This window comes from Kutzneria buriramensis (assembly GCF_003387475.1).
In the GTDB taxonomy this organism is placed as follows: Bacteria; Actinomycetota; Actinomycetes; order Mycobacteriales; family Pseudonocardiaceae; genus Kutzneria; species Kutzneria buriramensis.
Map to the genome: position 1 here is coordinate 59,697 of NZ_QUNO01000033.1, position 17,521 is coordinate 77,217.

At 69.8% G+C, this 17,521-nt stretch carries 15 protein-coding genes; 8 read left to right on the top strand and 7 right to left on the bottom strand.

Annotated elements, in window-relative coordinates; translation table 11 throughout:
- Positions 1-286 precede the first annotated feature (286 nt).
- Complete coding sequence (locus BCF44_RS51695; protein ID WP_246016298.1) at positions 287-1,132, top strand: expansin EXLX1 family cellulose-binding protein; 846 nt, start codon at positions 287-289, stop codon at positions 1,130-1,132.
- A gap of 39 nt (positions 1,133-1,171) precedes the next feature.
- Here the strand turns inward: BCF44_RS51695 and BCF44_RS56305 are convergent, their stop codons facing one another.
- The 6 genes from BCF44_RS56305 to BCF44_RS51720 form a co-directional block, all read right to left on the bottom strand.
- Positions 1,172-1,333 (bottom strand): hypothetical protein, encoded by a 162-nt coding sequence (locus BCF44_RS56305; protein WP_170218218.1) that lies wholly within the window; start codon positions 1,331-1,333, stop codon positions 1,172-1,174.
- Between the two features lie 134 nt (positions 1,334-1,467).
- Positions 1,468-3,165, bottom strand: a complete 1,698-nt coding sequence (locus BCF44_RS51700) for an amylo-alpha-1,6-glucosidase (RefSeq protein WP_116181967.1) — start codon at positions 3,163-3,165, stop codon at positions 1,468-1,470.
- On the bottom strand, positions 3,162-3,980 hold the full coding sequence (locus BCF44_RS51705; RefSeq protein ID WP_116181968.1) for a carbohydrate ABC transporter permease: 819 nt from the start codon (positions 3,978-3,980) through the stop codon (positions 3,162-3,164). The genes BCF44_RS51700 and BCF44_RS51705 overlap by 4 nt, the downstream gene beginning before the upstream one ends.
- A complete protein-coding gene (locus tag BCF44_RS51710; RefSeq protein WP_211353652.1) occupies positions 3,977-4,912 on the bottom strand; it encodes a carbohydrate ABC transporter permease in 936 nt (311 codons plus the stop codon). Before BCF44_RS51710 ends, BCF44_RS51705 begins: the two co-directional genes overlap by 4 nt.
- A 12-nt stretch (positions 4,913-4,924) precedes the next feature.
- A complete protein-coding gene (locus tag BCF44_RS51715) occupies positions 4,925-6,157 on the bottom strand; it encodes a sugar ABC transporter substrate-binding protein (RefSeq protein WP_116181970.1) in 1,233 nt (410 codons plus the stop codon).
- A 126-nt stretch (positions 6,158-6,283) separates the two neighbouring features.
- Positions 6,284-7,288 carry a LacI family DNA-binding transcriptional regulator gene (locus BCF44_RS51720; RefSeq protein WP_116181971.1) on the bottom strand — a complete coding sequence of 335 codons (1,005 nt, stop codon included), beginning with the start codon at positions 7,286-7,288 and terminating at the stop codon, positions 6,284-6,286.
- A gap of 444 nt (positions 7,289-7,732) precedes the next feature.
- On the opposite strand from BCF44_RS51720, the gene BCF44_RS51730 reads away from it, so the two are divergent.
- The 6 genes from BCF44_RS51730 (at position 7,733) to BCF44_RS51755 (ending at position 14,319) form a co-directional block, all read left to right on the top strand.
- Complete coding sequence (locus BCF44_RS51730; protein ID WP_147329012.1) at positions 7,733-9,907, top strand: cellulose binding domain-containing protein; 2,175 nt, start codon at positions 7,733-7,735, stop codon at positions 9,905-9,907.
- A 152-nt stretch (positions 9,908-10,059) separates the two neighbouring features.
- Positions 10,060-11,250, top strand: a complete 1,191-nt coding sequence (locus BCF44_RS51735; protein WP_116181974.1) for a cellulose-binding domain-containing protein — start codon at positions 10,060-10,062, stop codon at positions 11,248-11,250.
- A 29-nt stretch (positions 11,251-11,279) separates the two neighbouring features.
- Positions 11,280-12,323, top strand: coding sequence for a lytic polysaccharide monooxygenase auxiliary activity family 9 protein (locus BCF44_RS51740; RefSeq protein WP_116181975.1), 1,044 nt, complete (start codon positions 11,280-11,282; stop codon positions 12,321-12,323).
- 52 nt (positions 12,324-12,375) lie between these two features.
- Complete coding sequence (locus tag BCF44_RS51745; protein ID WP_147329013.1) at positions 12,376-13,212, top strand: hypothetical protein; 837 nt, start codon at positions 12,376-12,378, stop codon at positions 13,210-13,212.
- A 256-nt stretch (positions 13,213-13,468) separates the two neighbouring features.
- Positions 13,469-13,843 carry a hypothetical protein gene (locus BCF44_RS51750; protein WP_116181977.1) on the top strand — a complete coding sequence of 125 codons (375 nt, stop codon included), beginning with the start codon at positions 13,469-13,471 and terminating at the stop codon, positions 13,841-13,843.
- A gap of 5 nt (positions 13,844-13,848) precedes the next feature.
- A complete protein-coding gene (locus BCF44_RS51755) occupies positions 13,849-14,319 on the top strand; it encodes a roadblock/LC7 domain-containing protein (protein ID WP_246016300.1) in 471 nt (156 codons plus the stop codon).
- On the opposite strand, the gene BCF44_RS51760 is transcribed toward BCF44_RS51755, so the two are convergent.
- Complete coding sequence (locus BCF44_RS51760; protein WP_246016301.1) at positions 14,308-16,338, bottom strand: cellulose binding domain-containing protein; 2,031 nt, start codon at positions 16,336-16,338, stop codon at positions 14,308-14,310. The genes BCF44_RS51755 and BCF44_RS51760 overlap by 12 nt on opposite strands.
- 161 nt (positions 16,339-16,499) lie before the next feature.
- Here BCF44_RS51760 and BCF44_RS51765 point away from each other — a divergent pair, with 161 nt between their 5' ends.
- Positions 16,500-17,399, top strand: a complete 900-nt coding sequence (locus BCF44_RS51765) for an RlpA-like double-psi beta-barrel domain-containing protein (protein ID WP_116181979.1) — start codon at positions 16,500-16,502, stop codon at positions 17,397-17,399.
- The last annotated feature ends 122 nt before the right edge of the window (positions 17,400-17,521 follow it).

Consider the following 17,521-nt stretch of genomic DNA (forward strand, 5'->3'; position numbering starts at 1 on the left):
GGCCGGAGGAGACCGATGAACGGGAGCCGACCTGCGGCTTCGAGCCGCCGCCCCGACGAAAGCCCGCGCGGGCGGCCAATCGCGGAGCGGTGCGCCGGCTGAAACATTCAACGGCGGCCACGGTTGCCGGTCGCGCGGCACCGCCTCGGAGCCTGGCGCCGAATCGTTCTTCGCCACACCGCGGGATACGGGGCTTGCCCGGTCGTCGACGGTTTGGCACGATCACGCGGCCGAGGTCGCCATTTCTTTTTCCGATTGGGAGTTCGTGTTGTCGAGACGGTGGTCCGTGGCCGCAGCGGCCGCGTTGCTGGTTGCGGTCGCGGGAACAGCAGGCGCGGTCGCGCTGAGCAACCGGTCGGGCATCGCGGGTCAACCCGTCGCCATGACGGAGGTGAAAACCCCGCCCTCGACCACGTCCACCTCGACCACGCCGCCGGCCACCACAACCACCGCTGTCTCGACGAAGACGACGACTTCGAGCACGCCGGCGCCCACGCCCACCGTGGCCGGCCCATCGCTGGCCGGACGGATCAAGCCGGGGGTGCCGCACACCGGGGTGGCGACCTTCTACGACTCCAACGGCGGCGGCGCCTGCTCGTACGACCCCAGCCCCGACCCGCTGACCGCCGCGATGAACACGACGGACTTCGAGGACTCCCAGGCCTGCGGCGCCTACGTGCTGGTCCAGGCCGCCGGCGGGGCCAGCCTGACGGTGCGGATCACCAACCTCTGCCCGGCGCCGTGCCGGGTCGGGCAACTGGACCTGAGCGCGGCCGCCTTCGCCCGGCTGGCGCCGCCGGTCAAGGGCGAGATCCCGATCACCTGGACGCTGGTGAGCCCGGCCCTGTCCAAGAACATCTCGATCCGCTACAAGACAGGCTCCACCCAGTGGTGGTGCGGCATCCAGGTCATCGACCACCGCAATCCGGTGGCCCGCCTGGAGGTCCAAGTCGGCGGGCAGTGGCAGCAGCTCCAGCGGGCCGACTACAACTACTTCCTGTCCGCGAACGGCGCCGGCTGCGGCAGGTCGATCGCCGTCACCGACATCTACGGCCAGCGCCTGGTCGTGGCCGCCCTGCCGGTCGAGCCCGACGTCGTCCAGGCCACGAACGTGCAGTTCGCCGGCCACTGACCGGCCGCTGTTAGGGAGATTCCCCTTCGCTGCCGGACCTCACGGTCGGCGCGGCGACTGGGCCGGCTCGGACCGCGACTCGTCCGTCAGGTCGGCGTCCAGCGCCTCCGCCAGCCGATCAACGAAGCCGGTGGCTTCCGTCGTCGCCGGGTTTCGACAGATTCGTCGGCCCACCACCGGCGCCGCGAGCTCACTGTCCATGTAGGACGGGACTTTCCTCACCTTCGGCCAACGGCCACCGCGGCGGTCGCCAGCACTGCCGGCAGGACGGCGGCTGCGCGTTGTTGTGCGGGCATACGTGATCCTCTCGGTTGGTGAGTTCGGGATGGCGCCGGTCAGCGACGTCTGCCGGCTGGTTCCTGGGTGCCACGGGCCACGTGCGCCTCGGCGAGCAGCAGGTAGCCGCTGGCCGTCCAGGTGTAGGCGCGATCCCGCAGGCCGGCGCCGGTGAGCGCGTCGAAGTTCTCCGCGAAGCCGGACGCCTCGCACACGTGCCGGAACCGGACGCTGATCTCGTCCGCCAACTGCCGGTGACCGGCGCGGCGCAGCCCGTCCTCGGCCAGTACCGTGGCCGGCGCCCAGATGGGGCCCCGCCAGTAGCCATCGGCCTGGTAGTGCGGGGAGGATGGCAGTTCAGTGGCCAGCCCGTGCGGGGTGAGGTGCCGTTCGATGCCGGCCGCCAGCACGGCGCGCACCGGCTCGGGCAGCCGTTCTCCCAGCACGATCGGCATCAGATCGAGCAGGCTCGAACTCGGCCAGGTGCCCCCGCTGCGCACCGACCAGGCCACGAAACGCTCCCCGGTCCACAGGCGCTCGAACATCGCGGCCTGCACGGCCGTCGCCGTGCGCGTCCAGTCGCGCGCCTCGTCCGGCCGGTCCAGTTCAGTGGCAAGCGCGGCTAGTTCGTCCAGTTGCAGGATCAGGAACGCGGCCAGGTCGGCGGTGGCGATCAGGCGTTCCGGATCGAAGGTGGTGGCGTTGTCCCAGCCGCTGTCGTTGCCGTGTTGGTAGTGCGGCAGGTCCGAGCCGGACGCTCTGCGCCGGTCCAACCAGAACCTGGTCCAGCGGGCCAGCCGGTGGTAGGCCGCGGCCAGTTCGGCAGCCGGCAGGGACAGGCGCTTGCGCAGTTTGCTCAGCGCCCAGCCGTGAATGGGTGGCTTGACGAAGTTGTGCAGCACTTCCGAGTGCGTCACCGAGTCCGGCAGGGCTCCGCTGCCGTCGAGATGGTCGAACAGCAGCGCGAACTGATCCCAGGCCAGCGCCGGGGATCCGGCCAGGGCCAAGGCGTTGAAACAGTGGTCCCAGCTCCACACCTTGTCCATCCAGTGCTTCGACATCAGCACCGCGGGGCGGCCGACGAATCCGGCTGGTCGGACCGTGGCCGACCACAGCACGTACGCGGCGAGTTCGGCCGCGGGGGTGTCGTCGCAGCGCCAGGGGGCGACGGCATCGACGAATTCCGTGAAGGTCCGCCGGGCTGATGCGACGACGTCGGCGAAGGATCGGGTCGGCCGGTACGGCTCTCGGGCGGTGTCGATCTCCTCGACGGCGGCCTCCCACGAGCCGCCGCTGATCGTGACGCCGCGCCCGGCCGAGCCGAGGTTCTGGTCGCCGTGGGCTTCGACGGTGCCGGCCAGCACGGTGATCCGGTAGCGACGGCCGGTCTCGTACGAGGTGAACACGTGCGACCCATCCACCGGATCGGTGAAGAAGTAGGCGCCGGTGAACGGTGTGAGAGTGCTCGTCGCCGCCGTGATGGCCAAGGCGAGTCCGTTGCCACGCAGGCGAATCGTGTCCGGCGATTCGTAGGCCAGGTCGATCCGCCCGTCGGAGCGCGACCAGCTCAGTCGACCGGGCGTCGCGGCCACGGTGGCCGGCGCTTGTGGACGGAAGCGCAGCACGGGGTGCATGCCGTTCTGGTGCGAGACCAGGTGCAGGTCCTCGGCGATGGTGTGCTGGGCCAGCACGGGCGAGATGTTGAACCAGGATCCGTGGGTGCTGAACGGGATGTCCCGGACGGAGAACTCGGTCATTCCTTCACCGCCCCGGCCGTGACACCGGCGGCGACGAACCGCTGGGCGAGCACCAGGATGAGCGCCGCGGGCAGCGAGGCGACCACCGCGGTGGCCATGATCGCGTTCCACTGCTGGTTGTTGTTGCCGATGTAGTGGTAGATGCCCAGAGTGATCGGCTCGTACCGGCCTCCGTTGTCCAGGGTGGCGGCGAACACGAAGTCCGACCAGGACCACAGGAACGCGAACAGCGACACGGTGACCAGGGCGTTGCGGCTCATCGGCAGCACCACGGACCGGAATGTGCGCAGGTGGCCCGCCCCGTCGATCCGGGCCGCCTGGAGGAGTTCGCCCGGGATGCCGGACATGAACGCGGTGCACACCAGCACCCCGAACGGCACGGCCAGGGTCGAGTCGGCGACGATCAGGCCGGGCACCGACTGGAGCAGCCCGAACCTGAGGTAGACGGCGTAGAAGCCCATCGCCATGATGATCCCGGGCACCATCTGCGCGGCCAGCAGCAGAAAGCTGAGCACCCCACCGCCGCGGGGACGCAGCTTGGCCAGGGCGTACCCGGCCGGGGCGGAGAGCGCCACGGTCAGCAGCGTGGTGCCCAACCCGACGACCACGCTGGTGCCGAGGTAGGGCAGCTGCTCGCCCAGGACCTCCTGGTAGCCGGCCAGCGTGCCGTGCAGCGGGAACAGGTCGGGCGGCGTCTTGCGCATGTCCTGCTCGCGGGTCAGGGACACGTTGATCATCCAGTAGACCGGGAACAGCATCAGCCCGGTGAGGACGACGGCGAGCGCGGTGTGCCACCTCTTGCCGGTGCCGGTCATGCGGAGTGCAGCCTTCGCTGGGTGCGCAGGTAGATCAGGCCGAACGCCAGCGCGGTGACCACCAACAGGTTGCCCACCGCGGCGCCGAGTCCGAACGAGGGCAGCAGGTTGCCGAAGCCGAGCCGGTAGGACCAGGTGGCGAAGGTGGTGGACGAGTCGGACGGGCCGCCCCGGGTCATGATCCAAATGATGTCGAACACCTTGAGGGTGTAGATCAGTCCCAGCAACAGCGTGATCGCCGTGACCGGCCGCAGCATGGGGAGCGTGATGTGCCGGAAGCGCCGCCAGCCCCCGGCGCCGTCCAGCGCGGCCGCCTCGTACAGGCTGACCGGGATCGCCTGGAGTCCACTGTGGAGCAGAACGAGGTTGAACGGGACCCCGATCCAGATGTTGGCGATGATCACCGACACCAGCGACCAGGTCGGCGAGGTGAGCCAGTCGACGGGGGCGATGCCCAGGGCGTGCAGTCCGGCGTTGACCACTCCGGACTCGCTGTTGAGCAGCCAGGACCAGGTCGAGGCCGACACGATCAGCGGCAGCAGCCACGGCACCAGGAACAGCGCCCGCAGCGTCACCGACAACGGGAAACGCCGGTTGAAGAACACCGCCAGCGCCAGGCCGATCGAGTACTGGAACACCAGGGACATCGCGGTGAACACGATGGTGTGCGTGAGCGCCGGGCCGAACGTCGGATCGCGCAGCACGGCCTGGTAGTTCGTCAGCCCGATGAACGGCGCGTCGCCCCGGACGAACGAGCGGACCGTGTAGTTCCGCAGGCTCAGGTCGATGTTGCGATAGAGCGGATAGGCGTAGAAGAGGGCGAGATAGATGGCCACCGGCGCCAGGAACGCCCAGCCGGACCAGTTCCCGACGCGTCGGCGCCGTTGCGCCGAAGTCGCGGCGCCCACTGCTGTGTCGCGTGCGAGCAGCATGGTCATCACGGGCTACTTCACGGCCGACTGGGCAGCGGTGAGCGCGGCTTCGGGGGTCTGCGCTCCGCTGAGCGCTGCCTGCACCGCGGTCCACAGCTGCTGGGAGATCGCCGGGTACTTGACGCCCAGGTTGTCGCTGGTGCGGCCCTTCGCCGCCCGCACCGCCTGCACCCACACGGCCAGGTCGGGATTGGCAGCGGTCTGCCGGTCCTGCACGACGCGGGTGGGCGCGATGTAGGACAGCGCGGTGTCGGTGTTGTTGGAGTTGTCCGTGCTGGTCAGGCAGGTCACGATCTTGTCCGACGTGGCGTACCGGCCGGTGTCGGTCTGCGTCGGCACGGTGACGAACTCGCCGCCGGTGGGCGCGGGGGCCGTGCCGCCGTTCGTGCCCGGGATCGCGATGATGCCGTGGTCGAAGCCGAGTTTCTTCGCGTTGGCCAGCTGCCAGGTGCCGTTCTCGGCGAAGGCGTAGCCGCCGGTGGCGAACTCCTGCCAGCTCGTGGTCTGGGTGTTGTTGATCACCGAGTTGGGCGCGTAGCCCTGCTTCAGCCAGTCCTTCCAGAGGCTCAGCGCGGACACGGCCTGCGGTGAGTCGATCTTGGTCAGTGCGGCGCCGGCGCCCCAGAACCACGGCAGGAACTGGAAACTGCCCTCCTCCGTGCCGATCGCCGAGAACGTGATGCCCTTCTTGCCGGCCGCCGTGACCCTGGCCAGCGCCGCGGTCAACGACGCCCAGTCCTTCACCGTGGCGGCATCCACGCCCGCGGCCTGGAGCACGGATTTGTTGTAGTACAGGGCAAGGGTGTTCGCGCCGATCGGAATGCCGTAGGTCTGGCCGCCGGACTGCCCGGCCGCGAGCAGGTTGGCGTCGACCGCCGAGGTGTCGATCTTGTTCTGCGCGGTGGTGGTGAGTACCCCGGCTTCGGCCAGGGTGGACACCACGGGGTTGTCGACGACGAGGACGTCCGGCGCGTTGCCCTGCTGGGCCGCCAACAGCGTCTTGTTGCTGAGGTCCGTGGTGTCAAAGGGGGTCCGCTTGATGCTGACGCCGGCCTTGGTGCCGCACTCGTTGAGCAGGGTGGCCCAGGCGGAGCTCGCGTCCAACTGGGGGTAGGGATCCCAGATCGTGTAGGTGTGGCTGTCGCTGGAACCGCCGCTGTTGTCGGACGCGGCGGAGCAGGCGGTTGCTGAGACGGCCAGCAGTGCGGCACAGGCAGCGGTGGCCAACCGGGGGGCACTGTTCATGGGAATGCGCCTTTCGCTCGGCGGAGGGCGAGGGGCTGGTGACGGTGACGAGCACACGGAATCGGGCAGCAGGTCCTACCCCACCCGGAGACCAGGTGGGTCACGGAAAGCCGGGATGCGGCTGTCTCAGGCGGGCCCGGTGCTGGCGCGCAGCGCGATGGGCGGAGTGAGCAGGTGATGTCGCGGCGTGGCATCGGGGTGGTCGAGTCGCTCCACGAGCAGTTCGACGGCCAGCCTGCCCAGCTCGGCCGCCGGCACGTCGGCGGCGGTCAGTTGCGGGGTCATCGTCTCCGCCCAGTGCCCGGCCGCGATCCCGGTCACCGAGAAATCGTGCGGCACCAGCCGACCGGCCTCGGCCAGCCCTCGGTACAACCCGCCCAACGCGGCCTCGTTCAGGGTGACCAGCGCGGTGGTGGTCGGATCGTCGTGCAGGATCTGCGCCACACACGCCTCACCGGCGGCGGCGGAGTCGCCGCAGCGGTAGGTCCGCGCGGTCAACCCACGCTCCGCAGCCGCCTTGGTGAACCCCTCAAGCCCGCGATGGGCCGACTCGTAGCCCACTCGAAGCAGGTGCTCGGGCCGATTGACCAGGGCGACCGTCCGGTGGCCCAGATCGGCGAGATGCCGCACGCACGACGCGGCGAGCGCGGCGTGGTCGATGCCCACCCACCAGGTCTGTTCGGGGTGGGCGGTCCGGCCGATGGTCACGAACGGGAAGTCGACCCGGGTGAAGTGGTCGACCCGATCATCCTCCAGGCGGATCTCCATCAGTATCGCGCCGTCCACCCGGCGCTCGCCGAGCAATCGCTGGAACGACCGGTCGCTGTCCATGCCGCTGGTGGACAAGGTCACGTCGTAGTCGTAGGCCGAGGCGGCTTCCACCACGCTGCCGATGAAGTCCAGCTGCATGCCGGTGTAGTGGCCGCCGGCCGGCGGGAAGACCAGGCCGAGCGTGCTGGTCCGACCGTTGGCCAACGCCCGCGCGCTCGCGTTGGGCCGGTAACCGAGATCGGCGATGACCTGCTCGATCTTGCGCCTGGTCTGTTCCGAAACGGGGCGCTTGCCGCTCAGGGCATAGGAGACGGTGCTCCGAGAGACCCCGGCCCGCTTGGCCACCTCACCGATGTTCATTCGGTTCCCCTTCGAACCGGTTCGACATCTTTCACGCGCGATGATCGGGTCGATTGTCGAACCGGTTCGCGTCGTGCGGAGAAAGTTAGGAGCGACAACCGGGCATGTCAACCCCCACCGTCCCGGCAGGTGCCGACAGCCCGGTGCGGCCCACGCCGCTGATCCCGGGCGGGGTCGAGAAGGCGACGGCGTGGTCGACCTCCTCGTTGGCCGTTTCGAGCCGACCGGCCGCGTGCCGGAGCACCGACGATCGGTTGTCATCGGCCACGGTCCTGTGCCCGGAGAACCCCGCCGGCCGGCGGCGTCCCGGGCGGGGGTGGGACGCTGCAAGTTTCACCGGCCGCGCCAGGTGAAACGGGGCGATCCCGGCCGTCGGTTGACGCTCGGGCACGCACGTGCCGAGTCTCCGCCGTGTCCGAGTTTCACGACACGAGGAGTCACAGCATGCGGACCTCGCACCGAGATCACCGGAGGCGGTGGACGGCATTGCCCGTCGTGGCGCTGCTGGCCACCGCTTGGGCGGCCGAAACGCCACCGGCTGCGCCGGCCGCTGCCGCCCCCGTGGTCACCACCGCGTCGGTGGGCGTGGACGCCGGCAGCACGCTCGCGACCGTACCGACGACCGCGATCGGTATCAACGGCTCGGTGTACGACGCCGCGCTCACCGACGCCGCGGTCCCCGGGCTGCTGACTTCGGCCGGCACCAACGTGATCCGCTTCCCCGGCGGCACGGAGTCGGACACCTACGACTGGCGGACTAACAGCGACGTGGTGTCCGGCCAGCGGCAGGCGGTGGACTTCGACCAGTACGCCACGCTGCTGGCCCGGACCGGGGCGCAGGGCATGATCACCGTCAACTACGGCACCGGCGACGCCGCCGGCGCGACGCACAGCCCGGCCGAGACCGGCGCGCAGCTGGCCGCCGACTGGGTGCGCTACGCCAACGTCACCCACCACTACGGCATCAAGTACTGGGAGATCGGCAACGAGATCTACGGCAACGGGACGTACGGCGGCAGCTGGGAACCCGACCGGCACTGCGCCACCGGGTCGAACCCGGCCAACTGTGGCCCGGCCGTCTACGCGCAGAACGTCAAGGCGTACATCAGCGCGATGAAGGCGGTCGACCCGAGCATCGTGGTCGGTGTCGTGCTGACCGCACCCGGCAACTGGCCGGACGGCATCACCTCGGCGGGCAGCCCGCAGCCGTGGAACCAGACCGTCCTGTCCGCGCTGGGCAACCAGATCGGGTTCGCCGACGTGCACTGGTACCCGCAGAACCCGAGCACCGTCACACCGCCGGGGCCGACCGACGCCGGTCTGCTCGGCGCCGACACCCAGATCCCGGGCATGGTGTCGTCGCTGCGGTCGCTGCTGTCCGGCAGCGGCGCCGACGTCCCGATCATGATCACCGAGACGAACTCGGTGTCCTCCAACCCCGGCAAGCAGACGGTCGGCATCGTCAACGCGCTTCACCTGGAGCAGGACTATCTGAGCTGGCTGGACGCGGGCGTCGCGAACGTCGACTGGTGGCAGATCCACAACGGCATCGTCACCACCGGCGACAACGGCCCGTCCTTGTACGGCACCGCGAACTACGGCGACTACGGCGTGCTGTCCGACGCCACCTGCGACACGGCCAACGGCACCCGGGTCTGCGAGCCTGCGGTGGACACGCCCTTCCCCGCCTACTACGGCCTTCGGTTGCTCGGCCAGTTCATCCACCCAGGTGACACGCTGGTGTCCGCGTCCTCCACCGCGCCGCTCGTGCAGTCGTTCGCGGTGAAGAAGGCGGACGGGTCGCTGAGGGTCATGCTCGTCAACGACGACCCGACCAACAGCTACGCGGTGAACCTCGCCTACTCCGGATTCACGCCCAGTGGCGCCACGCCGACCGTGGCCACGCTCGCTCCGCCCGGAACCGGCATCACCACGACAACCGCCGGCACCGCGGCGTCGCAGACCATCGCGCCGTACACCGCGACCGTGATCACGCTCCAACCCGGCACGGCGCACAACCCGCCGAGCACTCCGGGCACGCCGGTGGCCACCACGGTCACGTCGGGGTCGATCGGCCTGAGCTGGACCGCGTCCACGAGCGCCAGCGGCATTGCCGGCTACGACGTGGTCGAGGTCAACGGCGCCACCGAGACGGTGGTCGCGTCCCCGATCACGAACGCCGCCACCGTCAACGGCCTCACGCCGTCCACCGCCTACACGTTCGCGGTGTACGCGAGGGACACCGCTGGCAACCGGTCGGCCCGGTCAGGCACGGTCACGGCGACCACGGGCCCGGCCGCGTCCGGCGGGTGCAAGGTGACGTACCAGGCGAACACCTGGCCCGGTGGCTTCACCGGCGGCGTGACCGTCACCAACACCGGCACCACGGCATGGCAGGGCTGGACGGTGACGTTCACGTTCGGCGGTGACCAGAAGATCACCAGCGCCTGGAACGCCACGGTGACCCAGTCCGGCACCAAGGTCACCGCGGTGAACGTCGGCTACAACGGGAACGTCCCCTCCGGCGCGTCGGCGTCGTTCGGCTTCCAGGGCAACTGGTCGAGTTCGAGCGCGGCGCCGACGGCCTTCGCCGCCAACGGCGTGGCCTGCACGAGTTGACCGAACGCCGGCGGGTGGTCGGCCGGACCACCCGCCGGCCGGTGAAACTTTCCTCGAGCATCCCCAGCTCAGCCGGCAGGCGGACGCCGAGTTGTTGAGGGTGAGCCACGCGGGCGTCACGCTGCTCGGCGCCCACCGACGTCAGGAGCGAAATGGATACGTCACGCCGCAGGGCGTCCGCTCGGCGTCTCGCCGCGGTCCTCGCCGCGCTCGGCGGCCTCGTGCTCGCGGCGATCATCGTGCCGAACGCCCGGGCGACGAGCGGCGCCGCACCGGCCGCGACCCCGCCCTGCCAGGTCACCGACCAGGTCAACCAGTGGGCCGGCGGGTTCACGTCGACCATCACGGTGACCAACAACGGTCCCGCCATCGCCTCCTGGACGGTGACCTGGACGTTCGGCGGCAACCAGCACGTGACGTCGGCCTGGTCGGCGCAGGTGGCTCAGAACGGGAGCGCGGTCACCGCGACCAACGAGTCCTACGACGGCCCGGTCCCCGCCGGCGGCTCCGTGAGTTTCGGTTTCCAGGCAACGTATTCCGGGGCCAACGACACGCCGGTCGACTTCGCGGTCAACGGCCAGCCCTGCAACGGCGACACCCCGCCGACGTCCACCACCACGACCACCACCACGACGGGCGGTTCCGGTTGCTCCTCCCCCACCGCGATCCGCTGCGACGGCTTCGAGGACCAGACCGGCTCGACGCCCTCGGGCCGGTGGAGCACGGTGACGCCCAACTGCGGCGGCACCGGCACGGCGTCGATCAGCACCGCGACCGCGCACACCGGCGCCCGCTCGTTGCAGATCAACGGCGCGGACGGCTACTGCAACCACGTGTTCGTCGACGACACCACCGATCCGCCGGCCGCGAGCCCCACCTGGTTCGTGCGGTTCTGGATCAAGCACACGACGCCGCTGCCCACCGGGCACGTGACCTTCCTGGCGATGAACGACGGCGCGGCCGGGAACACCGACCTCCGTCTCGGCGGTCAGAACGGCGCGCTGATGTGGAACCGGCAGTCCGACGACGCCACACTGCCCGACCAGAGCCCCGCCGGCGTCGCCCAGAGCGTGCAACTGCCCGTCAACGCCTGGACGTGCGTGGAGTTCTCCGTCAGCGGCGCCGACGGCCAGATCCACACCTGGGTGAACGGATCCGCGGTGCCCGGCCTGACCGAGGACGGCGTGCCCACCCCGAACATCGACGACCAGTGGCTGGGGCGCGCCTGGCGGCCGAGGCTGACCGACCTGAAGCTGGGCTGGGAAAGCTATGGCGGCGGCGGGCCCGACGGACTCTGGTTCGACGACGTGGCCCTGGGCACCAGCCGGATCGGCTGCGGCTGACCGGGAACCAACCGTCACCACAATGGAGGATGAGTGATGTGAGGATTCGACGCACACTCCTGGCCGCCGCGGTCGGCGTCGTCACGACGCTGGCCACGCTCGTCGCCGTGGCGCCGCAGGCCTCGGCCCACGGGGCGATGATCTCCATCGGCAGCCGCACATTCCTGTGCTACGAGGACGGCCTCACGTCGTCCGGGCAGGAGGTCCCGCAGAACCCCGCCTGCCAGGCGGCGACCGCCACCAGCGGCGTCGTCCCGCTGTACAACTGGTTCGCCGTCGGCAACCGCACCGCCAACGGCGGCAAGGCCGGCGTGATCCCGGACGGCAAACTGTGCAGCGGCAACAGCAACTACTACGACTTCTCCGGCTTCGATCAGGCCCGCTCGGACTGGCCGATCACCCACCTGACCGCCGGCTCGACCTTCACCATCAAGTACAACAAGTGGGCCGCGCATCCCGGCACGTTCAACCTGTACATCACCAAGGACGGCTGGGACTCGACGAAACCGCTGACGTGGGCCGACCTCGAGACGGTCCCGTTCTCCACCGCCACCAACCCGCCGTCGGTCGGCGATCCGGGCAGCGCCAGCAGCTACTACTACTGGACCGCGACGCTGCCCGCCGGCAAGACCGGCAACCACATCATCTTCTCGCAGTGGGTCCGGTCCGACAGCACCGAGAACTTCCTCGGCTGCTCGGACGTGAAGTTCGACGGCGGCAACGGCAACGTGACCGGCATCGGCGCGGGGGCGCCGCCCCCCACCACGACGCCCTGCGCCGCGTCGTACGCGATCACCAGCTCCTGGCCCGGTGGGTTCCAGGCCCAGGTGACGGTGACGAACCCGTCCACGTCGGCCGTGAACGGCTGGACGGTCGGGTGGACGCTGGCAGAGGGCGAGACCGTCACCAGTTCCTGGAACGGCACGCTGACCCAGGCCGGATCACTGGCCACGGTGGCCGCGGCGGCGTGGAACAGCCACCTCGCGGCCAGCGGCACCACCAACTTCGGCTTCACCGCCAACTACAACGGCACACCACCCGTACCGACCAGCATCTCTTGCCAGAGCTCGTAGCGCCGACGCCGGGCGGCACGGCGGTGCCGCCCGGCCGGGAAAGGCCGTCCCGATGACCGTACGCCGTATCCTTGTCGCCGCCGCAGTGCTCCTGGCCGCCGCATGCAGCGGACCGCCCGCCCCTGGCGCGGACGACATGACGGGCATGTCGATGGCCCCGACGCCGTCACCGCCGGCCGAGGCACAGCCAACCGGCGACGGACTTTCCAGCAGCGTCAACGGCTATTCGCTCGTACCGGCCACCGACACCGTGCCGGCCGGTGCGCCGACCGCCTTCGATTTCCACATCGACGGACCGAACGGCCGGCCGGTCACCAGATATCGGCCCTACGAGAGCCAGCTGATGCTGCTCGACATCGTCCGCTCGGATCTTTCCTCCTACCAGCACATCGATCCGGCAATGCGGCAGGACGGCACGTGGACAGCGCAGCTTCCCGCGCTGACGCCGGGTTCCTACCGCGCCTACGTCACGTTCGCCGCGCCCGACACGGGCAAGCCTCTGGTGTACACGCTGTCCCGGCCGTTCACCGTGCCCGGCCGGTCGGCCGACGTCGCGCTGCCAGCGCCGTCGGACAGCATCGGCGACGGCAGCCTGACCGTGACGCTGACGGGCCTGCCGCTGCCCGGCGAGCCGACCCCGCTGACCTTTCGCTTCACCGACAACGGAAAGCCGGTCAGCTACTTCCAGCGCCTCCTCGACGGCTACGCGCACATCGTCGCGTTCCACACCGGCGACCTCGCCTTCGCCCACCTGACGCCCGCGGACCGCGGCGGCGCGTCGGTGCTGACCACGCGGGCTCTGTTCCCGGCGGCTGGCACCTGGCGGTTGTTCGCACGGTTCCAGACCAGCGGCCCGGCACGAACGGTGGCGTTCACGGTCGAGGTCTGACGCGCGATTCGAAAGCGTCGAATTGCGGTCACACAGGGCGATTCGCCATTTACTTGACGTATCTGTTACGTGTTCGGCGGCATTTCGGAAATTCGCTTCCCCTGAGGCTCAACGGCGTCGCGACGTTGCTCCGAACGGGCATGTACCGGCTCGTTCGACCGACATAGGGTGATCGAGTCACGCGGTCCCCGGGACGTGGAATTGCCACGGCGTCCCCGGGAGAATGCCGCCGCCGAGCACGAGGAGAAACTGTCGAATGAACATCGACACGGCGTTGAAAGAGGCCCTGACCATTCCCGGCGCGGTGGGCGCGGCGCTGGTGGACTACGAGAGCGGGATGTCGCTCGGGTCGGTGGGCGGCGGTGAATGGCTGGACCTCGATGTGGCCGCGGCCGGCAACACCGAGGTGGTGCGGTCGAAGCTGCGGGTGATATCGGCCCTCAAGCTGAACGACGGCATCGAGGACATCCTGATCACGCTGCACCGCCAGTACCACCTGATCCGACTGCTCGCGCCGACCAAGCGCGGCGACTCGACGCTGTTCCTGTACCTCGTGCTGGACCGCGAGCGGGCCAACCTCGCGCTGGCCCGGCACAGCCTCAAGGCCATCGAAGCCGACCTGACGGTGTGACCGACGTGAGCTCGGACCACGAAGTGCTGCCGATCCGCCGGCGTGGCTCGGCGCTGCCGGCGAATCCGCCGCCGCCACCGGCTGCAACCGGCGCCCAGGCCAGAACGATGACCGAGGCGCTGCACGAGATCCACGGCCGCATCGACGCCCGCACCATCAACGGGGTGCTGGTCTCGACGCGGGACGGCCTGGTGCTGTGCGGCGTCACCCGCGGTATCGAGGACGACGGCGTGGCGGCGATGGCCGCGGCGGCGTCCGGGTTGGCGGCGCAGTTCACCGAACAGGCCAGGGTGGGTGTCCCGCGGGCGGCGTTCTTCGAGGGCGACGCCGGCCAGGTCGGTGTGTTCCCCATCGACGCCAGCACGCTACTGGTGCTGCTCGGCGCGCGGGACACCACCATGGGCATGTTCAACGTCGCGGCCAAGCAGGCGCTGGCCCTGTTGCAGGACGCGGTCGCGCGCCGGTCATCGGGCTGACGTGCCGCCCGCGGTGCAGACGGTTCCGTTGAGCGTGAAGGCGATCGGCGGCACGTTGGGGCCGGAGTAGCTGGCGACGAACCCGGCGCTCACACCGGCGTTCGGCGTCAGCGGCCCGGTGCCCGTCACGACGACCGACGTCCCGTTCTGGGTCCACGTCCCGTTCCAGCCGCTGGTGACCTGCTGGAACGGGGTCGGCCAGGTGAAGGCCAGGGTCCAGCCGTCGAGCGTGGCCGTGCCGGTGTTGGTGATGTCGACGCTGCCGACGAAACCGCTCGCCCAGTCGTTGGAGTCGGTGTACCGCACCGAGCACGTGCTCACGGCGGGCGCGGTCGTGGTGAAGGTCAGCGGCGGCGAGGACCAGGACACGGCGCCGGATCCGTCGCGGGCCAGCACGTTCACCGTGTACCACGTGCCCGGCAGGAGGTTGCCGACGGCCAGGGACGTGCCGGTCGTCTCCCCCAGTTCCTCGCTGGTGGTGCCGACCTGGCGGTAGACCTCGTACTTCAGGCCGGCGCCGGACGCCGGCCAGGAGATCGTCGCGGAACGGTCGGTCACCGCGCCGGCGGCGGGCTGCGCCGGGGCGGCGGGCTGGCCGGTCGTCGGCGAGGCCGGACGCAGCAGCACGGTCGTCAGCGAGTACGGCGGCAGCGTCTGGCCGCTGGCCGTGCCCGCGGTGGTCGTGGTGATGGAGCTCGCGCCATTGGCGAACGTCGAAACTGTCGGAACGGCGTTCGACGGCGTGTACCCGACATAGTCGATGGCGACCGTCCGGGCGTTGTCCGGATCCTTGTTCACCAGCAGCAGCGCCAGGTCGCCGTTGGCGCGGCGGACGGCGTAGGCGTTGACCGAGGACCGATCGCTGCCGGCGGTCACGAACTGATCGCCGGGACGGGCGAAGGAACCGAGCATGGACACCGCGTAGTACGGCGCGAAGGGTGTGTTCAGCGCCGGCTCACACGTGCCGTTGACGCAGGTGCCGCTGGACAGCAACCCCGAGTCGCCGTAGTCGGTCTGACCGGCCACTGTGGACACCGTCGTGGGCCCGTTGTGCGTGTCCCACCAGTCGACCGTGAACACACCGTTGGCCAGCAGGCTGGCGTAGGTCTCGGCGGCGAACAGCGCGCCGGGCTGGGTGTCCATCCCGACCGCGGTGTTGGTCTCGGTCAGCGCGATGCCGATGTCCCGGCCGCCCGCGTAGCGGCCGATCTCCTGGCGCACCAGATAGATCATGTCGTTCACCTGGTCCGGGCGGCTCAGCTCGTCGGCCGCGGTCGAGCCGGTCGGGTACCAGTGCAGGATGACGAAGTCGATGTGCGCCGCGGCGATCGACAGCACGGTCTGGTTCCACGTCGCCGAGTCGCCGCTGCCGACCAGGCCGTCCGGCCAGTTCGCGGGCGTGGTGAGCACCGCGCCGATCTTGATCGTCGGGTCGACGGCCTTCATCGCCTCCGCGTAGGCGACCACCCCGTTGGCGTAAGCGGTCGGGCTCTTGTCGGTGTGCTGGTCGGCCTCCCAGTTCGCGCCGTAGTGGCCGTTGCCGTACAGCTCGTTGCCGATCTCCCAGTACTTCGCCCCGTATCCCTTGGTGACGTTGGCGTACCGCACCCAGTCGGCGGCCTCCTGCGGTGTGCCGCTGCCGTAGTCGGCGATAATGATCGGCTGGGCGCCGGCGCGGTGCGCGCCGCCCATGAAGGTGTCGAAGTCGGTGTTCGGCGCGACGTAGCCGCCGGGGGCAGTGTTGTCCTTCCAGTGGTAGATGTCCCCGTAGGAACCTCCTGGGTAGCGCATCATCCCGACGCCGGCCTTGGCGTACAGGTCGGCCACCGAGTCCGTGCCGAGTTGACTGTCCCACACCGCGTGGTTCACACCGACGGCCGTGTCCGACACGGTGGCCAGCCCCGCGCGGGCGTTGACCGTCACCGTCGCCGCCGGGTCAGCTGCCGCCGGCCCGGCGGCGAGCAGGCCCGCGCCGAGCGCCGCCACCGCCGCGATCAGCCGGAATCGTCGTGCTGCCAACAAGATCACCCTCCCCACGGGAATGCGCTGTGGCCGAGAAAAGCATCGCCGCGACGACACCGTCAATCGGCGAGACCGTCGGGCGACACAACCCCGGAAACTTTCACGACGGCGGCTCGCAAACTTGACAGCGTGACCGTCGAAGCTCGGAGAATCGCCGCATGCACAAGGGTGTCGTGTCCCGGCTGACTGCGGTCGTCACGCTCGCGCAGGGCCTGCTCGCCGTCCCGGCCGCGGCCGCGCCCGGGACCGGCAACGCCACGTACTTCGCCGGCCTCGGCTCGCCCTACGGCGGCTGCGGGCTGCCGCAGGCCGCGCTGGACAGCCAGAACTTCGTGGCGCTCAACGAGTTCGACACGCCCGTCGACCACGGCTGGCACCAGCGCCCGATCCCGGCCTCGATGTCGAACATCATCGACTCGTTCGACAACGGACACGACTGCGGCCGCTACGTCCAGGTGACGATCGGCGACTACTGCACCGGAACCAATGACGACGCGTCCGGGCAACCGTTCTGCCGCAACGGGTCTTGGGTGTCGGACAAGTACGACGGAGCGACGCTCACCATGCTGGACAGCTGCGCCGACTCGAACGCATGGTGCCGGGACGACCCGAACAACCTGGACCTCGCCCAGAACTCGCTCAACCTGTTCGCGAAGGCCGGTCAGCCGGTCGGCGACCTGCGCCCGAACCACTGGAGCAACCGGCACATCAGCTGGCAGTTCGTGCCGGCCCCGGGCTATGCCGGCGACATCCGCGTCGGGTTCGTCCAGTCGGCGCAACCGTACCGGCCGGTGGTGGCGATCTCCCACCTGCCGAACGGGATCCATGGTGTGCAGTACTACTCCAACGGCGCGTGGCACGCCGCCCCCATGGACTCCGACATGGGCCAGGACCACCAGATCGCGCCCACCAGCACGTCGCAGGGCACGCAGTACCAGATCCGGGCGATCGACGCGTCGGACGCCACTCTCGGCCGGGCCTACCAGTTCTCGCTGCCCCCGTCCTGCGCCGACGGCTGCGGGCTCGCCTACACCGCGGTTCCGTACACGACGTCATGAGTGAACGTTCCTTCCTTGCCCACACAGGATGTTTGCGGTAACACTGAGGTTACGCCACTGGACAACGCCGTCGTGTGAGGTGGAGCGTGACCACTGTCGAGCTGTTCCCTGCACGCCCGACA

Excerpts from the sequence above, each read along its gene's own strand:
- BCF44_RS51705 (WP_116181968.1), bottom strand. The coding sequence starts at position 3,980 with ATGACCGGCACCGGCAAGAGGTGGCACACCGCGCTCGCCGTCGTCCTC.
- BCF44_RS51750 (WP_116181977.1), top strand. The coding sequence starts at position 13,469 with ATGAACATCGACACGGCGTTGAAAGAGGCCCTGACCATTCCCGGCGCG.
- BCF44_RS51715 (WP_116181970.1), bottom strand. The coding sequence starts at position 6,157 with ATGAACAGTGCCCCCCGGTTGGCCACCGCTGCCTGTGCCGCACTGCTG.
- BCF44_RS56305 (WP_170218218.1), bottom strand. The coding sequence starts at position 1,333 with ATGGACAGTGAGCTCGCGGCGCCGGTGGTGGGCCGACGAATCTGTCGA.
- BCF44_RS51740 (WP_116181975.1), top strand. The coding sequence starts at position 11,280 with ATGAGTGATGTGAGGATTCGACGCACACTCCTGGCCGCCGCGGTCGGC.
- BCF44_RS51700 (WP_116181967.1), bottom strand. The coding sequence starts at position 3,165 with ATGACCGAGTTCTCCGTCCGGGACATCCCGTTCAGCACCCACGGATCC.
- BCF44_RS51730 (WP_147329012.1), top strand. The coding sequence starts at position 7,733 with ATGCGGACCTCGCACCGAGATCACCGGAGGCGGTGGACGGCATTGCCC.
- BCF44_RS51710 (WP_211353652.1), bottom strand. The coding sequence starts at position 4,912 with ATGCTGCTCGCACGCGACACAGCAGTGGGCGCCGCGACTTCGGCGCAA.
- BCF44_RS51720 (WP_116181971.1), bottom strand. The coding sequence starts at position 7,288 with ATGAACATCGGTGAGGTGGCCAAGCGGGCCGGGGTCTCTCGGAGCACC.
- BCF44_RS51765 (WP_116181979.1), top strand. The coding sequence starts at position 16,500 with ATGCACAAGGGTGTCGTGTCCCGGCTGACTGCGGTCGTCACGCTCGCG.
- BCF44_RS51745 (WP_147329013.1), top strand. The coding sequence starts at position 12,376 with ATGACCGTACGCCGTATCCTTGTCGCCGCCGCAGTGCTCCTGGCCGCC.
- BCF44_RS51735 (WP_116181974.1), top strand. The coding sequence starts at position 10,060 with ATGGATACGTCACGCCGCAGGGCGTCCGCTCGGCGTCTCGCCGCGGTC.